The following is a 16,211-nucleotide window of genomic DNA, read 5'->3' on the forward strand; positions in this document are numbered from 1 at the left end:
TAAGGAACATAAACAATATGTCTATCAAAGAAGTACTGGTGCCGGATATCGGCAACTTTGACAGCGTCGACGTCATTGAAGTCCTGGTCAGCGTCGGTGACACCGTCGCCAAGGAAGATTCATTAATCACCGTAGAGTCTGACAAAGCCTCTATGGATATCCCCTCCTCGCTGTCTGGCGTGGTCAAGGAAATTCACATCAAAGTGGGCGACAAAACCAAGCAAGGCGCCCTGATTCTGACACTGGATACCGCTAGCGAAGCGGCACCGGCAGAAAAAGTGGCCCCGCAGCCGACCGCCACACCCGTGGTGGCCACCGTGACGGTGGATGAAGCCAAGGTTGCGATTCCTGAGCCTACCCGCCCGGTGGCTGAAGTTCCCCAAGTCATCCAGCCGCAAGCCACGCCTAACCCGGTGGCTGCCAGCACCGTAGCCAGCAGCGGCAAACTGGCACATGCCAGCCCGTCTGTCCGCAAGTTTGCGCGTGAACTGGGGGTGAGCCTGTCACTGGTGAAAGCCAGCGGCCCTAAAAACCGTATTTTGCAAAGTGATGTACAAGCCTACGTCAAAGGCGAACTGTCTAAACCACGCTCTGAAAGCATGAGTACTAGCGGTGGTTTAAGCACCTTGCCCATGCCGGTGATCGATTTCAGCCAGTTCGGTAATATCGAGACCAAACCGCTTTCCCGCATCAAGAAGCTGTCTGGCGCCAACTTGCACCGCAACTGGGTCACCGCGCCGCATGTAACACAGTTTGATGAGGCTGACATTACCGACCTCGAAGACTTTCGTAAGTCCATGCTGGCCGAAGCCGAGAAGCGTGGCGTGAAATTGACTTTGCTGGCTTTTCTGATGAAAGCAGTGGTCAACGCCCTGCGTACTTACCCTAACTTTAACGCCTCCTTGTCCCCTGAAGGCGATAGCTTGATCCTCAAGCAGTATTACAATATTGGCTTCGCCTGTGATACACCGGACGGCCTGGTCGTGCCTGTGGTACGTGACGTGAATCAGAAAGACGTGATGGACATTGCACGTGACCTGGCGGACCTGTCTGCCAAGGCCCGTGAGCGCAAGCTGAAAGTTGAGGAAATGCAAGGCGGCTGCTTTACCATTTCAAGCCTCGGTGGCATTGGCGGCACCATGTTTACGCCGATTATCAACTGCCCTGAAGTCGCGATTCTGGGGGTTTCCCGCGCGGCCATGCAGCCGGTGTACAACAAAGACACGGGCGGCTTTGACCCACGCCTGATCATGCCGTTGTCATTGTCATACGATCACCGCGTCATCGACGGCGCGGACGGCGCACGTTTCACCAGCCATCTGCGTGTGATGCTGAGTGATGTAAGACGCTTGTTACTCTAATTTTTAGACGAGTAAATACGCAAAGGGCGCTGAAAGCGCCCTTTGTGTTTTAAGCCATCTGTATCGGCTGCATAAAGTCCCCGGTCACTATCCTCGCCTCATCTGCTACAGGCCATTGGTAGAGATAAATCCATACTGGCTCAAGCAGCTGATCATCTATCGTGAGAATCTGTGTTTGAACCCGTTGATATTCCGCGGGTTGTGCATGCCGGGCACTGCATTCTTCATACTCATCCAGCATGGTCAACACACTTTGCGTATCTCGGAGGCGATATACCTCTCCATATACACGATGACAGTGGTCGTTAGAAGCCACAACGCCAGGATAGAAGCTAATCTGATACATCAGCCCCTGAAACCAGCCATAGGCGACAAAATCAGCCTGCTGAGCCAGATACAGCGCCATCGCATTAGTATTGCCCTGACGCAGGGTGCCATAGACAAACAATAAATCATTCATGCTGCGATATTAACTGCGTTTAATGCGCTGATCCATGGTCAGCCTGCATCAGGTCTTGCCTAAATTATTTAAATTCGTAATTTGCAGTCAGTAACAACATTTGCGGGTCACCGGTAAAACAAACGGATTGGCTGGAGCAGCCAGCAATGTAGCGTTTATTGGCCAGATTTTTGCCGTTGAGTGCAAAACGCCATGCGTCTCGTGTGTAATAAATGCCCGCATCAAACAAGGTGTAGTCGGGAACATCAAATGTGTTGGTCTCATTGCCCGCTTGTTTACCGATATGACGCACCCCTGCTCCGACGCTTAAGCCAGGCAGAATTGCACTCAGATTGTAATTAAGCCAGGCATTCGCCATATGATTTGCGACCAGAATGGGCCGCTTGCCCAGATTGGTCGAGTTGCTTTTGGTCACTTCCGCATCAATGTAGGTATAGCTGGCGACCAGGTTGAGATCATCAGTCACTTGTCCCGTCGCCTCCCACTCAAAACCGCGGTGGCGCTGTTCGCCTGTTTGCACACTAAAGCTGGCGCCATTAACCGGATCATTGGTGGTCACATTCTGCCGCTTTAACTCATACACAGAGAAGGTTGTGGAAAAGCGCTGATCAGGAGAGGCGTACTTAAGACCGGCTTCTTTTTGCTGTCCGGTTTCTGGCACAAAAGGTGTTCCCGCAAAGGTACTCCCAACCAAAGGCACAAACGATTCACTGTAACTGACATAAGGCGACCAGCCATTTTCAAACGCATATAGCAGGCCCAGCTTGCCAGTGGTTTTGTGTGCATTGCTTTGGCTATTGTTGCCTGTAATCCGGTTCTGATTAATTTCGGAGCGGTCATGACGCAAGCCCAGTTGCAGATTCCAGCCCTCTCCAAATTTAACCAGATCTTGCCAATAAACTCCTTGTTGCAATAACTCGTCACTACCTGTGCTATTCCCGGTCACAGTCACATTGCCCAAACTGACATTACTGTAATTGGGATTGAACAGATTTAAAGCCGAGACGCTTCGAGTCGCATAAAAGCGGTTTAAATAATAACGGATGTGGTCTAACCCAAAAAGCATTTGATGACTAAAAGCTGCAGTCGTGAAGTTGGCAGACAATTGATGATCCAAGGTCCACATTTGGGCAGACAAATCACGAATAGACGCACTGCGATTATAGTTGAGCTGATTGGCTGAAAGCGTCCGTGGTTCGGTAAAGGTGCCGTTCAAATTGAGGGTGTTATAGCGTACGTTTTGCCTAAAACTCAAATGCGCATTAAAAGCATGCGAGAACTCATAACCGAGCAAAGTTTGTTCTGTATCGTAATGGTCCAGGCCGGGCACACCGACAAAACGTTTGAAGGAAATATCGCCATTTATGTTAGGCAAGATGGTGCCATCGGCAGGTAATCCGCGTATCGGCACATAACTGCTCTTTTGATAGCTGGTCAATACCGTCAAACTGGTATTGTCACTGATATCCCAAGTCAGTGAAGGGGCCACATACTGGCGCTTTCTATCGACAAAATCGACCTGGTCATCACTGCTGGCAGTCAAGGCCACCAAGCGGTAACGCAGGGTTTTATCCTGATTCAGCGCATCAGAAATGTCTGCCGTGTATTGCTGTTGCTGATAATTGCCAAAAGCCATGCCAAAACGGGCCATAGGGGTGTCGGTTGGACGCTTGCTGACTAAATTGACAAAGCCGCCCGGACCGGTCTGGCCATAAAGCACAGAAGAAGGCCCTTTAAGCACTTCTACCCGCTCCAGACCGAAAGGCTCAGCTTGTATCCAGGAGAGGTCATACGCCATCCGCATCCCATCTCTGAGCACATAATCACTTTGCACAAAGCCACGAATCGAAAAGTCATCCAGCCCGCGCCGGCCTCGTTGCCCAGCATCCACCCCCGCCACAAAACGTAGCGATTCCGCCAGCGTTTGCACCGCTTGATCGCGCATTTGCTCACTGCTGACCACCGAGATGGATTGGCTGGTTTCATTAATTGGCAGATCAGTTTTTGTTGCGGTACGTGCCTGACTGGCCCGATATTTTTTAATCGGGGCAGTGGTTGACTCTGCGATTTTGTTTGTTTTGACGGCCACTTCTGGCAAGGTTTGATGGTCGGGCTGCAACGCTTCTGCACTTGCCATGGATGTAGACAAGGTGGCTGCGACCAGGGCCGCGGTCTGGAACTTCATGGATCACTCTCTATATTAAATAATAATCATTATCATTCAATATATTAACATAAATCCAACTAACCACAGCGTAAGCGCTACTTAAATACTTTCCAAGCAATGGTTACAACATCGCCAGTGTCAACCACACGCCCATTATCAAAGAGCTCCCCATCAATCCCGCCAATATCAATCTTGACTGACGCATTTTGGTCCAGAGCAATACACCCGTGATAGACAACACAATCAGCCCACCCGCCAACGTATCAGCCATAAGTACCCAACCCACACTTGCGCCCGTCCCTTTGTGCAGGTTGGTCAAAAATCCCCAGGCATTTACCTCTTCCTTGCGTACCAGCGCATATTCATTACCCACCACGTACTCTGCGGTAAGTTTTAGTTGCGGCATACGGAATTCGACTTCCCATTTTTCTGGCTGCGCTAAGGTTTTACCCATAAACCGTGCGGAAGATTTGTTCTTGAATGCAGGCTTGGCCTTCTTTTGAAAAGGCGCATGGTCAATCTCAAATGTCTGTTGCAGGTATCGAACAAAGTCCTGCTTTGTCGCGGTATAAGCAGCGGGGACTGACAGCTGAATTTCTTTTTGCTCGATTTGAACTGCAGGGATTTTAAGGGTATTGCGGTGATCCAGCAGAATACCGGTGACGCCAAACAGCAACCCCAGTAATGCTCCCCATAAACCTAACCATCCATGCACCTGTCGTAACCAGCGAATGGTTTTTGCACGTCGGACATTGGCTGAGAGTTGGCGTGGATGTTGCACTAAGCGCTTTCTGAGAATGATGTGAAAATCTCAACCAGCGACAATCGTGTCTTTCGATAAAACATTTCGGGTTGCTATTAATTGAGAATAAGACGCAATTATATCTCAATCAACGCATACCGACGATAGTGCTCAATATTTTTTAGAACAATGAGAATTGCTGTTGAAGCTTAGTAGCACGCCCCCAGCTAGGATCTGCAGAGAACAAATCCGTGCGCAAATCAAGCCGTTCACCTGACATGCCCAATTTCTGGCAACTGAGTTTAAAACGATGCGCCAGCAGGTCGGCAAATATGCCCTCACCACGCATGCGCTGACCAAAACCACTTTGATAGGCTTTACCGCCGCGGCTTTGCTTGATTAAGCTCATGACATGGTCGGCCTTGAGTGGAAAATACTGTTGCAACCACGCCTGGAATAAATCACTTAATTCATGCGGCAAGCGCAAAAACACATAGCCCGCCTTGCGCGCGCCTGCCTGATACGCCTGTTCAAGAATCTTTTCCATATCACAGTCTGTTAAGGCCGGAATCACCGGCGCCACCATCACGCCGGTTGGAATGCCCGCCGCACTCAGTTTACGCAGTGTTTCAAAACGACGCTCAGGCGCGGCTGCCCGCGGTTCAAGCCGTCTGGCAATCTGACGATCTAACGTGGTAATACTCAGATAAATACTGGCCAACCCCTTGGCCGCCATAGGCGCAATCAGGTCAATATCACGCTCAACCAGTGAGGACTTGGTGACCAGGCTAAAGGGATGATTGGCGTCGCTCAGCACCTGAATCACCTGGCGCGTCAGTTGATATTCACGCTCTATGGGTTGGTAGCTGTCCGTATTCATACCGATGGCAATCGGCGCACAGCGGTATTTGGGGTGTGCCAATTCCTTTTTCAGGAGCTCGGCAGCCTCCGCCTTCATGAGCAAGCGTGACTCAAAATCGAGGCCGGGAGAAAGCCCCAGATAGGCATGCGTGGGTCTGGCATAGCAATAAATACAGCCATGCTCACAGCCACGGTAATGATTCAGGGTACGATCAAACGGCAGGTCTGGAGATTGAATGTAATTGATGACGCTTTTAGCCGCATCCAGCATGACTTCTGTGCGTAGGGCCGGCGCCTCTTCATCCAGACTGCCCCAGCCGTCATCAATGATTTCGCGGCGATGTGGATCAAAGCGGCTGACCTGATTGCTGCTGGCCGCACGTCCTTTGTATATAAGTGGCTTTTCCACCCGCTCGGGTGGAAAAGCATCAAGATGGTCTTGCGCTAATTGGTCTACTTGCGTTCCGATATCCACTGGCATGCCAATGCACTCCAGTACGGCAGGGATTGCAGCGCGAGCATGGAAACCCACAATTGCGCATCCAGGTTGCTAAAACCGCGCGAATACAGCATGGCTGCTGCGCTGAGCAACAGAGAGATCAGAATCGTCAACTCCTCCTTGATTGGCGCGATCAGCTGCCAATTACTAAGTTTGGCTTTGGTTTTATTCGTCACGACAAAGACGCCTGCCTTGTGTGTCAGGCCACTGATGATACCCCGAGCAATGGCATGTGATAAACCCAAGCTGGCCAGTGAAGCGCCAAAGATATCCATCCAGCTGCAATGCATGGTTTTGCGGTACAAGACTGGTCCCAGAATGGCCTTGATCGCCAGGAAACACAGTATGGGAACAATCATGACCACCACTGGCAAACTGAAGTATTTAGGGAATGCCAACATGGCAATCGTCCAGCCGATAGAACCGATGGTGAATATCAGTTGCAAGGCCTCCCCAAACCAGCCAAACCAGCCAGTCAAAAAGTGGTAGCGCTGACTAAAGTTGAGTGATGATTTACCCAACAACTTTGGCATGTGATGTTTAAGTATTTGCATCGCCCCAAATGCCCAGCGATTACGTTGTGATTTCAAGGCTTTGAAGTTGGCCGGTGTTAAGCCACGCCCAAAGGTTTCATCAATATAACGCAACTCCATGTTTCTCTCGAGCAATCGCAACCCAAGTTCGGTATCCTCACAAATACACCACTCAGACCAGCCGCCCAGCGTTTGCAACGACTCACGGCGGATCAGTGTCATGGTGCCATGCTGGATCAGCGCATTACGCTCATGGCGGTGATGCATGCCAATGCGGAAGAAACCTTCAAACTCCCAGTTACACATGCGGTGGAAGAAATGATTTTCCCATTCACGGTGGGCTTGTGGTGCTTGTACGACCGCCACTTGCGATTCCTGAAAATGAGGGACGAGGTCGGATAACCAGTCTGGTGTCACCACATAGTCAGCATCGACTACCCCCACCACTTGCGCATTCGGGTGGGTTTTATCCAGTGCAAAATTCAGCGCGCCCGCTTTAAAGCCTGGCCAGGAAGGCAAGTGATAAAAATGGAAGTTATCTGGCATATTCGCCATATAAGCCTCAAGCGGCTTCCATTTCGCCTCATCCTTGGTGTTGTTATCCACCACAATCACTTCATAACGCGTGTAGTTCAGATTACGCAGGCTATCAATCGTGGCAATGACCATTTCTGGCGGCTCGTTGTAACAGGCCAGGTGGATAGAGACAAATAACTCCTGATCGGCAGGTAATGGCTGGGCGCGTTTAAAGAACCGCCGCCAGTAAGGTTTAAACATGACCTCACTAAACTCGGCGGCGTAGATCATCAACACCATCGAGGTCAGTGTAATACCCAATATCAGCCCGATCAGAACCACAAAATCGCGCAAGGTGTAGTAGTAGTCACCTGGCAGATTCCAGGCAATGGTCAAGGTCGTGATACAGGCCTGAAACAACACCGCCATCGACAATACGCCCCCTATGCCCCAGTGTTTAAAGCGCCAGGCAATAAACATCATCGGGATAAATGCCAACACCGTAGACCAAGTGGCTTTGGCAATCCAGCGCGTATTCGGTGGCACCGCGTCTTGCAGGGAGTATTTCTGGTGGCGATCAGCGTTATACATGCCCCAATAGGCACCCGCCCAGCCTTCCAGCGCAACTTTCCAGGGCTGGTCAAACGCTTCCATCAGGTAAAAATCCAGATCCTCAATGGAGTTACGGGCCAGGAACTCGCGGATAAAACGCGCCTGGTTGACTTCGCTGGCGACAGAAGCGCCAATCGCTGGACCACGACTGGGCCAGCCTACCTCGGTGATCACGATTTTTTTACGGGGGTAAGCTTCCATGAGCTGGTTATAGCGTTCAATGGTGTATTGCACAGCTTTTTCAACCGGCACGCCTTCATGGTAAGGCAGCAGGTGTACCGCAATATAATCCACATGCTTCACCAACTCCGGGTGTTTGAGCCAAACATGCCAAGGCTCGGCGGTAGACACCGGCACATTGCTATGTTCGCGGACAAAATCCAGGTATTCAATCAAGGACGGAACCGGCAAATCGTTACGCAACAGCGATTCGTTGCCAACAATCACACGGTCAATATTGCTGTAGTTTTCCAGCTTTTCGAGCAAGGCAGACACTTCCCGCGTATTTTTCTGCTTGTCTGCATCTATCCAGGCCCCCGCAATCACATTCATATTGCGCTTGGCGGCCAGCGGGATCACCTCGTTCAAATCCAGTGATGAATACATACGAATGTGGCGCGTATGTTTATGCATGAGGTCGAGATCTTGCGCCAGTTCGGCGGTGTTCGGATGCTGCCCTTCGAGCGGGCTTTGGTTGGCCCGGTAACCGGTATAGGCAAATCCATTGACTTCCGGCTTGACACTGATCAGTGGCAGCGCCCGGTTGGCCAGCGTCCAGAGGCCAAAATGCAACGCTGAAAAGACTATCGCAAACGCCAGACTTGGCAGCAATTTTTTAAACCATGAAACGATCACTTCTCACACTTCCCGTTATTGATGAGTTATTGTTTTAAACTGAATGATACGCTGAATCAGCAGCGTTGGCTGTCAGCGGAATACCTACTTGTAGGCTTCTGAGAGGTAATATCAGCAAGGCAACACCGCAGACAGCAGTCCACCACCAGGCCATGGTATTCCCTGGCTCCATGATCGCCACGGCCACGGCGCAATTGGCAGCCATGACCAGCAGTGCAGCCGCCAGCCAGAATCCAGCATTGACGGCCCCTGTTTGACCAGTCTGAGCGCGTGGCATCAATAAAGAAATCGTGATCGCGACCAATGGCAGGCAGACCAAGATGATAGGGAAATCCAGATAGCGCCCATTGACGGCAAGCGCGCCACTGGTCAGCAAGAATCCGACCGCCAGCAGTCGGAGCGCGGCTTGTTCCAGGCAAGCTTTTGCGTTCAACCCCAGCCATTGCCTGAGTTGCAAGCCAAGCAGGCCCCACCCCAGCACGGCAAGCCCAGCCAGCATGCTCAGCTCTAGAGAATTACGGGCCGCCAAGTGTACATATTCCAGTTGCAGATAGGCATGCAAGCCCAGCAGCATGCCGCTTAATGCGAGTACAGCCAATTGATTCGCTGGGCGATGGCGATAAAATCCATAGGCAACGAATAGCAGCCCCAGCCCGAGCGCGGGCAGATAGGGTTGCAAGCCATCTGCACGCTCAGCCATCGCTCCCTGCAAGCTGAATTTGGGTTTTAGGTCCGTATCAAGCACGCCCCAATACCCCCCGACCGTGCCCTCCAGCTCACGCTTCCAAGGCTGATCCACGGCTTCAATCACGTTATATTGCCATTGACTCTGCTTGGCGGCCTGCAAAAAACCACGCATATATTTGGCTTGATTGATCGCGCTCGGCTTGGCCCAGAAGCGTTGGCGACCTTGCGATGGCCAGCCGGTTTCACCAATCAAAATAGGTTTTTTAAAGACTGTGCCCAAATGTCCCATCACCGAAGCGGTATGGGCAACCGCCTGATCAATGGCAACCGGCTTATCTTCCCAATAGGGCAGAATATGCACGGTGACGAAGTCCACGTCCTGCTCTAAAGTAGGATGCTTGAGCCAAAACTCCCACACATCGGCATACGTGACTGGCACCTTGGTATTGGCTTTCACCCATTGCAGGTAGCCATGCATCTTGGGCTCGGACTGCTCGCCGCGCAACAAGACCTCGTTCCCTACCACAATGCCACGCACGGTCTCAGGATACTGGTTCGCTTGCTGCACCGCTAGCTTGAGTTCTGCCTGGTTGAGATCTTCCAGCCAACCGATCCAGACGCCAAGAATGACTTTCATGCCCAGTTTTTGCGCAGCCTTGGGCACATAATCCATCCCCTGGCCGACGGAATAAGTGCGCACACAGCGCGTGACTTTGGACAAGGCTTGTAAATCCTGCTCAATCTGCAGCGGATCGACATGCATATCCTTGACCAGCGGACTCATGCCAGGCTTGTAATAAGGCGAATAAGAGATACATTGCAGGGGCAACGCATCCGCATCCACCTCAAGCAACACTTGTGGTTGCTGCAATCGCCAGACGTAGTAAACGGAGCCTAGTAAAAACAAGGTCAGCCAGACGATGGGTGAAATTCTTGATAACAAACGCTGCAATATGGTCACCTTGTCACGAGGTTGCTAAAAATAGCGGCTATTCTCTCATAAATCACCTAGGCTTGCGCCCTGCTTTTACAAGCTGCAAGCGACAAAAACACTAAAAGAGACTTGGTAAATTATGTAATTGCAATTATGATGAAATGTATTCAAAAGTCTCGCAAAAAACTCAGGCTTTTAAACTTTCTCACGCCAAAAATTTATTTCAGAAGTCATATGAACGTTAAATCCTGTTTAATCACCTTTAGTCTGTTCGCAATCTTTTCATCCACTGCGTTTTCAGCCCCTGCCGCGTCACCTGACTACAGTGGTGAATATTTGTGCAAAGGCAACAATATTGCTGTCGGCGATTATGAAGTCACCATTTATCTCAAAAAGAACCGCCGCAACAGCACAGCACAAGTTTCCGTCTACGAGCTGGCAACACACACGGAAAACAAGCAAAGCTACACTGGCCAGGCCATTACCCGTGGCAAACAGTTGGCAATGACCTTTAAACTGTCTGATGCCAAATATGCAGAATTCTCTACCGGCATGGGTCAATTCAGCAAAGTGGGCAAGGCCGGCTGGACCTTTAAAAACGATTATTACGAACCAGATGATACGGGCGGCAATTACGGCCATGAAACCTGCACCATGAAGCCAGCCACAGCGGTTAAACCGGTCACAACCGCCCCCGCCAAACGCTGATGCACGATGTGATTGAAACATCTATCGGGACAATCAAGCAGTGACAAGCCAAAAGTGCGGTTGTTCTTTTGGTGATAAAATAGCAAAACTAACGCATATATAAGGTTTTCATGAGTCAAATGGTTGAAATAGTGGTGCCGGATATCGGCAATTTTGACAGTGTCGATGTGATTGAAGTGCTGGTCGCCGTCGGCGATACCGTGGCCAAAGAAGATTCCCTCATTACTGTGGAGTCTGACAAAGCTTCCATGGACATTCCTTCCTCACATGCTGGCGTGGTCAAGGAGTTAAAAATCAAGGTGGGTGACAAAGTCGCCAAAGGCAGCCTGATCTTGCTGCTGGAAAGTGCTGAATCAACCACGACAGCAGCACAACCTGCCGTAGCACCTGCTGCTACACCCGCCACACAAACCACCGCCACAGCGGCGCCCGCTGCCCCAGTTTCGGCAGCCCCTGCCCCAGCGGTACCGACAGGTAATCATGATGTCACCTGCCAGGTCATGGTATTGGGCTCCGGGCCTGGCGGCTATACTGCCGCCTTCCGTGCAGCCGACCTTGGCCTGAAAGTGGTTCTGGTAGAACGCTATCCAACACTTGGTGGCGTCTGCCTCAATGTTGGCTGCATCCCTTCCAAAGCCTTGTTACACACGGCTAAAGTCATTACTGAAGCGCAAGAAACCGAACACCATGGCTTGCGCTTTGGCAAACCTGACATTGATCTCGACAAACTGCGCAACTGGAAAGCTAACGATGTCGTCGGCAAGCTGACTGGTGGCTTGGCCCAGATGGCTAAGGCGCGCGGTGTCACTGTGGTCAATGGCGTCGGTAAATTTACTAGCCCAAACCAGATTGCCGTTACCGGCGCCGATGGCAAAGTCACCCTGGTCGGTTTTGAGAATGCGATTATTGCCGCAGGTTCACAAGCCACTAAATTTCCGGGGGCGCCTGAAGATGAACGCATCATGGACTCCACTGGTGCACTGGCTCTGGCCGATATCCCAGGCCGTATGCTGGTGATTGGCGGCGGCATTATCGGCCTCGAAATGGGGACGGTCTACGACGCGCTGGGCTCTAAAGTGAGCGTGGTGGAATTTATGGACGGCCTGATTACCGGTTGTGACCGCGACCTGGTGCGTCCACTGCAAAAACGCATGGAAAAACGTTTTGAAAGCATTATGTTGTCGACCAAAGTCACCAAGATCGAAGCCAAGGCGGATGGGATTTATGTAGACTTTGAAGGTGCTAATGCGCCGCAAGAGACGCAAAAATATGACCGCGTGCTCGTTTCTATCGGTCGCCGCCCGAATGGTAAAAATATTGGTGCCGAACATGCTGGCGTGGCCGTCGATGACCGCGGCTTTATTAGCGTGGACAAACAAATGCGTACCAATGTCCCACACATTTTTGCGATTGGTGATATTGTTGGCCAACCCATGCTGGCCCATAAAGCTACGCATGAAGCGAAAGTAGCCGCAGAAGTGATTGCCGGTCACAAGGTCGAATTTGTCGCCAGTGTTATCCCTTCCGTCGCCTATACGGATCCTGAAGTGGCCTGGGTGGGCCTCACCGAAACCGAAGCCAAAGCCAAAGGCATTGAGATCGAAAAAGCCAGCTTCCCGTGGGCTGCCAGTGGCCGCGCCTTGTCTATCGCGCGTACCGAAGGCACAACCAAACTGATTTTCGACAAAGACACTCACCGTGTGATTGGTGCCGGAATCGTTGGCGTCAATGCTGGCGAATTGCTCGCAGAAGCTGTGCTGGCGATTGAAATGGGCGCCGATGCGCATGACCTGGGTCTGACCATTCATGCTCACCCCACCTTGTCTGAAACAGTATGCTTTGCCGCTGAACTCAAGGAAGGCACCATCACCGATATGCTGCCACCGAAAAAGCGGTAAAACATAAATTTATTAACATCTCTTACTAAAAATATACCTGCCCTCTATAATATTAGTTAACTCCTGCTCACGGGAGTTAACTAATAACAACATAAGGGAGTATATGAAATATCATCACGTCGCTTTTGTGATGGCAAGCAGCCTTCTGTTTTCGGGTTGTGCGTCGATTACCAAAGATTCAAATCAACCGATTCGCGTTGAAACATACAACAAACAAGATCAACTCGTTGAAGATGCCAAATGTACGGCAAAAAATGAGCGCGGTGAGTGGTCCACCAAAACACCGGGTAGCCTGGTTGTGCATCGCTCTGGTCAAAACCTCGAAATTAAATGTCAAAAGGATAATGCAGAGTCTGGTTTTGCTGTTCTGGTCTCCAGAGCCAATGGCGGGATGTGGGGTAACATTCTGTTTGGCGGTGGCATAGGCGCGATTGTTGATCACAACAAGGGGACGGCTTACAGCTATCCAGACTGGGTAAAAGTGATTTTAGGCGATAGTCTTGTGTTTGATCGTAAAAACAATGTAGATAATCAAATCATGACAGGCCTGAAAGCCAATGGGGATTTGCTGAAGAAAATTCAAGAAGATAAAGCCAAGGAAGAAGAAGCGGCCAAAAAAGCAGCTGAAGCTCAAAAAGCAGCACAACAGTAAGATTGATTATCAAAAAACCCGCGAATGCGGGTTTTTTGATGTCTATCGTTTTAACGCCTTGTGAATTTTAATTACAAGGTATTTCTTTAAGCACGGCATCTGGAAACTGCGAACGCGCCTTTTGCAAACCAACAAGTTGTTGTGGCGAGACCTGTTGCATTTTGATGACCGCCTGACCGCCATTACGGGTCGCTTTAATCAACAATTTTACCCCCTTATGTTTGAGGTCTAGCATGAGCTTATCGGCCAGTTTTTCATCACGAAAAACACCGAACGAGATCGCGTTGCGCCATTTGGGGTCGTCTTGCACAACAAAGAAATCCTCCACACCGAGTTTACGCAATTCATCGGCTTTGATTTGCGCAGCCTCGGCAGTAGGTAGCGGCGGTTTATAAATCCAGTAACGCACATTATCCTGCGGACTGCCGATCAGATTGGTATGAGTCTTGATATTGAGTTGCTGTGCAAGGCTCAAGGCTTCATTCAAGCGCGCCGTGTTGAAGCTGCTCCACTCATAGCAAGCGCCAGCCGTCGCGGTATGTTGTTCTGCGGGCTTAGCCGACGGGGCTTTTTCTGCCTGTTTTGCTTCAGCGGGTTTCGCTTCTACCACTTTGGAGCTCTCCGGCTTGTTAGGCTCAGGAGATTTTTGCTCAGATGGCTTGGTTTCAGGCAATTTAGCTTCAGCACCCTGGGCATCTGGTTTTGACACTGGCTCACTGGCAGGCACATGGCTATCAGCAGGCTGCTCTACCGAATCGGAAGGCTCGTTTACCGCCGCCTCTGGATGGCGTGTGGGGTAAGACGACAACGACTGCTCGGTGAGGATTTTAATTTGCTGTGGCTGGAGCTCTGGTTTGAGGCTACTGACGGCAGGTGACAGGGCATCGCGCTCAAAATAAGCAAACACCACCACATTCAGCAATACCAATATCCAGAATATTTTTTTCATTCTCTTATACTTTTCATTCGTCTGAACACTCAGCCAGGCAGGCCAATCCCTTTAATACCAGATTATCCACAATAATCGCCTGTGCTGACAATGCATGCGGCAAATATCTGGCGATTAAATCTGCATCGCCGCCACTCATGAACAATAGTGGCACATGATCCAGCTGCTGGCACAAGCGTGCGTACTGGGCAGCCACCGAAGCAGCCAGCGCCTGCACGCAGCCCAACCACATGGCATGCTGGCTATTTTGCGCAAAGCTATCCGTGCCAGCGTCAAGGTCGGGATAGGCATAATCGAGTTGCGCCGCCCCTTGTTGCAAACTTTGCCACATTAGTCGCAACCCAGGCTGGATACTGCCGCCAGCAAACATCGCCTGTGCTTTTTTGATTACTAGCGCATCCATCGTCATCGCAGTACCCGCGCTGACGACCAATGCTGATTTACCCTCGCTACGCCATACCGCTAACAGGCTGCACCAGCGGTCGCTACCCAGTTGCGAAGGTTGACTGTAGCTGTTTTGCAAACCCAAGGCTGAAGAGGTGGCGACAATAGCTTGCAAACGTTGATCCCGCTCGTGCAAGGCTTGCAGCCAGCGCTCGCCCGCCACATTACTTAAATAGATCAGGCTCGCCTTAGCGATCGCGGCGTGCAAGGCTTGCGCCTGTGCGGCGCCCTCAAACCAGTCTTGATTATCCAGGGCATTGATCTGCAGCGCTGTAGACTGGCTTGATTGCTCAGGACACCAGGCCCATTTGGTGCGGCTATTGCCAGCGTCAATCAGCAGTTTCATGCCGCACTCCGCACGCTGATTTCGCCTGCGTTAAAGCGCTGAATACCGGCAGCGGTTTCTACCAGCAAACTGCCCTCTTCAGCTACGCCAACCACACGACCGGGAACCGACTGGCCATTGGCTAACAGCAGATTCACAGCTTGCTGCTCAAAAGCATGGTACACCGTCCACTCGGGCTGAAAATAGGCAAAACCATGCTCGGCAAACAGGCTTAAGTGTTGCGCCAACTGGTTCAAGCAGTGGCCGAGCAACTGGTTAGGGTCTACAGGCGCACCCGCCAACTGATTTAGGCCCATCGCCGCCTGGTCAATCTGCTGTTGTAAATCGGCCTCCAATTCCAAATTGAGGCCTATGCCGATCACCGCTGCACTTGGGCCTTCCATATCCCCTTGCAGCTCAATCAGAATCCCGCCCAGCTTGTGCCAACTGCCCGCTTGCAACACCAGCAAGTCATTCGGCCATTTTAAGCGCACGCTGGTTAAGCCCATCGTGTGCAATGCCCGCACCAGTGCCAAACCGACTACCAGGCTCAAGCCAGACAAGCCAGCCGCGCCACATTGAAAGCGCCAGAGCAAAGAAAAAGTCAGGCTACCACCCAATTGAGAATGCCAGGAACGGCCGCGTCGACCGCGACCGGCTGTCTGCATATGCGCCGCCACACAGGTCGCATGGGCAATACCGCGCGCACTCTCCTGCATTAAATAGCGGTTAGTAGAATCGACCTGCGCCAGCACTTGCACATGAAACCAGGGCGCATAGTCACCACAGGCCTGGGTAATTTGATCTGCATCGAGCAAGGTCAGCGGCTTGGGCAAGCGATAACCGCGTCCACGGACTGAAAACACCTTGATGCCTAGCTGCTCAGCGGATTGAATCGCGTTATATACCGTGGCGCGGGTGACGCCAAAACGCTGGGCCAAGTCTTCACCAGAGTGAAATTTACCATCCGCCAGCACGGCCAGAATAGGAAATGCCAGCTTGTTCATA

The 16,211-nt window shown here is 51.2% G+C and carries 13 protein-coding genes; 4 read left to right on the forward strand and 9 right to left on the reverse strand.

The window, feature by feature from the left end:
- Window positions 1–17 precede the first annotated feature (17 nt).
- A complete protein-coding gene (gene aceF / locus GOC95_RS09870; protein ID WP_275356902.1) occupies window positions 18–1,361 on the forward strand; it encodes a dihydrolipoyllysine-residue acetyltransferase in 1,344 nt (447 codons plus the stop codon).
- Between the two features lie 49 nt (window positions 1,362–1,410).
- Here the strand turns inward: aceF and GOC95_RS09875 are convergent, their stop codons facing one another.
- From GOC95_RS09875 to GOC95_RS09900, 6 genes are all read right to left on the reverse strand, one after another.
- Window positions 1,411–1,821, reverse strand: coding sequence for a gamma-glutamylcyclotransferase family protein (locus GOC95_RS09875; protein WP_275356903.1), 411 nt, complete (start codon window positions 1,819–1,821; stop codon window positions 1,411–1,413).
- A 64-nt stretch (window positions 1,822–1,885) separates the two neighbouring features.
- Window positions 1,886–4,006: a TonB-dependent siderophore receptor gene (locus GOC95_RS09880; RefSeq protein WP_275356904.1), complete on the reverse strand. Its 2,121-nt coding sequence runs from the start codon at window positions 4,004–4,006 to the stop codon at window positions 1,886–1,888.
- A 103-nt stretch (window positions 4,007–4,109) separates the two neighbouring features.
- A complete protein-coding gene (locus tag GOC95_RS09885; protein WP_275356905.1) occupies window positions 4,110–4,769 on the reverse strand; it encodes a PepSY-associated TM helix domain-containing protein in 660 nt (219 codons plus the stop codon).
- Between the two features lie 142 nt (window positions 4,770–4,911).
- Window positions 4,912–6,072: a PA0069 family radical SAM protein gene (locus GOC95_RS09890; protein WP_275356906.1), complete on the reverse strand. Its 1,161-nt coding sequence runs from the start codon at window positions 6,070–6,072 to the stop codon at window positions 4,912–4,914.
- On the reverse strand, window positions 6,045–8,606 hold the full coding sequence (locus GOC95_RS09895; RefSeq protein WP_275356907.1) for a glycosyltransferase: 2,562 nt from the start codon (window positions 8,604–8,606) through the stop codon (window positions 6,045–6,047). The genes GOC95_RS09890 and GOC95_RS09895 overlap by 28 nt, the downstream gene beginning before the upstream one ends.
- 34 nt (window positions 8,607–8,640) lie before the next feature.
- Window positions 8,641–10,254: a hypothetical protein gene (locus tag GOC95_RS09900; protein ID WP_275356908.1), complete on the reverse strand. Its 1,614-nt coding sequence runs from the start codon at window positions 10,252–10,254 to the stop codon at window positions 8,641–8,643.
- 207 nt (window positions 10,255–10,461) lie between these two features.
- Between GOC95_RS09900 and GOC95_RS09905 the strand changes: the two genes are divergently transcribed.
- The 3 genes from GOC95_RS09905 to GOC95_RS09915 all read left to right on the forward strand — a co-directional run bounded on the left by GOC95_RS09905 (window position 10,462) and on the right by GOC95_RS09915 (window position 13,485).
- Complete coding sequence (locus GOC95_RS09905) at window positions 10,462–10,935, forward strand: hypothetical protein (RefSeq protein WP_194747104.1); 474 nt, start codon at window positions 10,462–10,464, stop codon at window positions 10,933–10,935.
- A 110-nt stretch (window positions 10,936–11,045) separates the two neighbouring features.
- Window positions 11,046–12,833 (forward strand): dihydrolipoyl dehydrogenase, encoded by a 1,788-nt coding sequence (gene lpdA, locus GOC95_RS09910; RefSeq protein WP_275356909.1) that lies wholly within the window; start codon window positions 11,046–11,048, stop codon window positions 12,831–12,833.
- A gap of 103 nt (window positions 12,834–12,936) precedes the next feature.
- Window positions 12,937–13,485: a hypothetical protein gene (locus tag GOC95_RS09915; RefSeq protein ID WP_194747106.1), complete on the forward strand. Its 549-nt coding sequence runs from the start codon at window positions 12,937–12,939 to the stop codon at window positions 13,483–13,485.
- A gap of 67 nt (window positions 13,486–13,552) precedes the next feature.
- On the opposite strand, the gene GOC95_RS09920 is transcribed toward GOC95_RS09915, so the two are convergent.
- Genes GOC95_RS09920 through GOC95_RS09930 form a run of 3 tightly spaced genes read right to left on the reverse strand, consistent with a single transcriptional unit; the run spans window position 13,553 to window position 16,210 of the window.
- Window positions 13,553–14,434, reverse strand: coding sequence for an SPOR domain-containing protein (locus GOC95_RS09920; protein ID WP_275356910.1), 882 nt, complete (start codon window positions 14,432–14,434; stop codon window positions 13,553–13,555).
- 13 nt (window positions 14,435–14,447) lie between these two features.
- Window positions 14,448–15,224 carry a type III pantothenate kinase gene (locus GOC95_RS09925; protein WP_275356911.1) on the reverse strand — a complete coding sequence of 259 codons (777 nt, stop codon included), beginning with the start codon at window positions 15,222–15,224 and terminating at the stop codon, window positions 14,448–14,450.
- On the reverse strand, window positions 15,221–16,210 hold the full coding sequence (locus GOC95_RS09930; RefSeq protein ID WP_275356912.1) for a biotin--[acetyl-CoA-carboxylase] ligase: 990 nt from the start codon (window positions 16,208–16,210) through the stop codon (window positions 15,221–15,223). The genes GOC95_RS09925 and GOC95_RS09930 overlap by 4 nt, the downstream gene beginning before the upstream one ends.
- Between the last annotated feature and the right edge of the window lies 1 nt (window position 16,211).

It is taken from the genome of Methylophilus sp. YYY-1, assembly GCF_029132825.1.
GTDB classification, from domain to species: domain Bacteria; phylum Pseudomonadota; class Gammaproteobacteria; order Burkholderiales; family Methylophilaceae; genus Methylophilus; species Methylophilus glucosoxydans.

Bases quoted from the DNA above. Each gene is read 5' to 3' on its own strand.
- aceF (WP_275356902.1), top strand. From the start codon at position 18: ATGTCTATCAAAGAAGTACTGGTGCCGGATATCGGCAACTTTGACAGC.
- GOC95_RS09875 (WP_275356903.1), bottom strand. From the start codon at position 1,821: ATGAATGATTTATTGTTTGTCTATGGCACCCTGCGTCAGGGCAATACT.
- GOC95_RS09880 (WP_275356904.1), bottom strand. From the start codon at position 4,006: ATGAAGTTCCAGACCGCGGCCCTGGTCGCAGCCACCTTGTCTACATCC.
- GOC95_RS09890 (WP_275356906.1), bottom strand. From the start codon at position 6,072: ATGCCAGTGGATATCGGAACGCAAGTAGACCAATTAGCGCAAGACCAT.
- GOC95_RS09905 (WP_194747104.1), top strand. From the start codon at position 10,462: ATGAACGTTAAATCCTGTTTAATCACCTTTAGTCTGTTCGCAATCTTT.
- lpdA (WP_275356909.1), top strand. From the start codon at position 11,046: ATGAGTCAAATGGTTGAAATAGTGGTGCCGGATATCGGCAATTTTGAC.
- GOC95_RS09915 (WP_194747106.1), top strand. From the start codon at position 12,937: ATGAAATATCATCACGTCGCTTTTGTGATGGCAAGCAGCCTTCTGTTT.
- GOC95_RS09920 (WP_275356910.1), bottom strand. From the start codon at position 14,434: ATGAAAAAAATATTCTGGATATTGGTATTGCTGAATGTGGTGGTGTTT.
- GOC95_RS09925 (WP_275356911.1), bottom strand. From the start codon at position 15,224: ATGAAACTGCTGATTGACGCTGGCAATAGCCGCACCAAATGGGCCTGG.
- GOC95_RS09930 (WP_275356912.1), bottom strand. From the start codon at position 16,210: ATGAACAAGCTGGCATTTCCTATTCTGGCCGTGCTGGCGGATGGTAAA.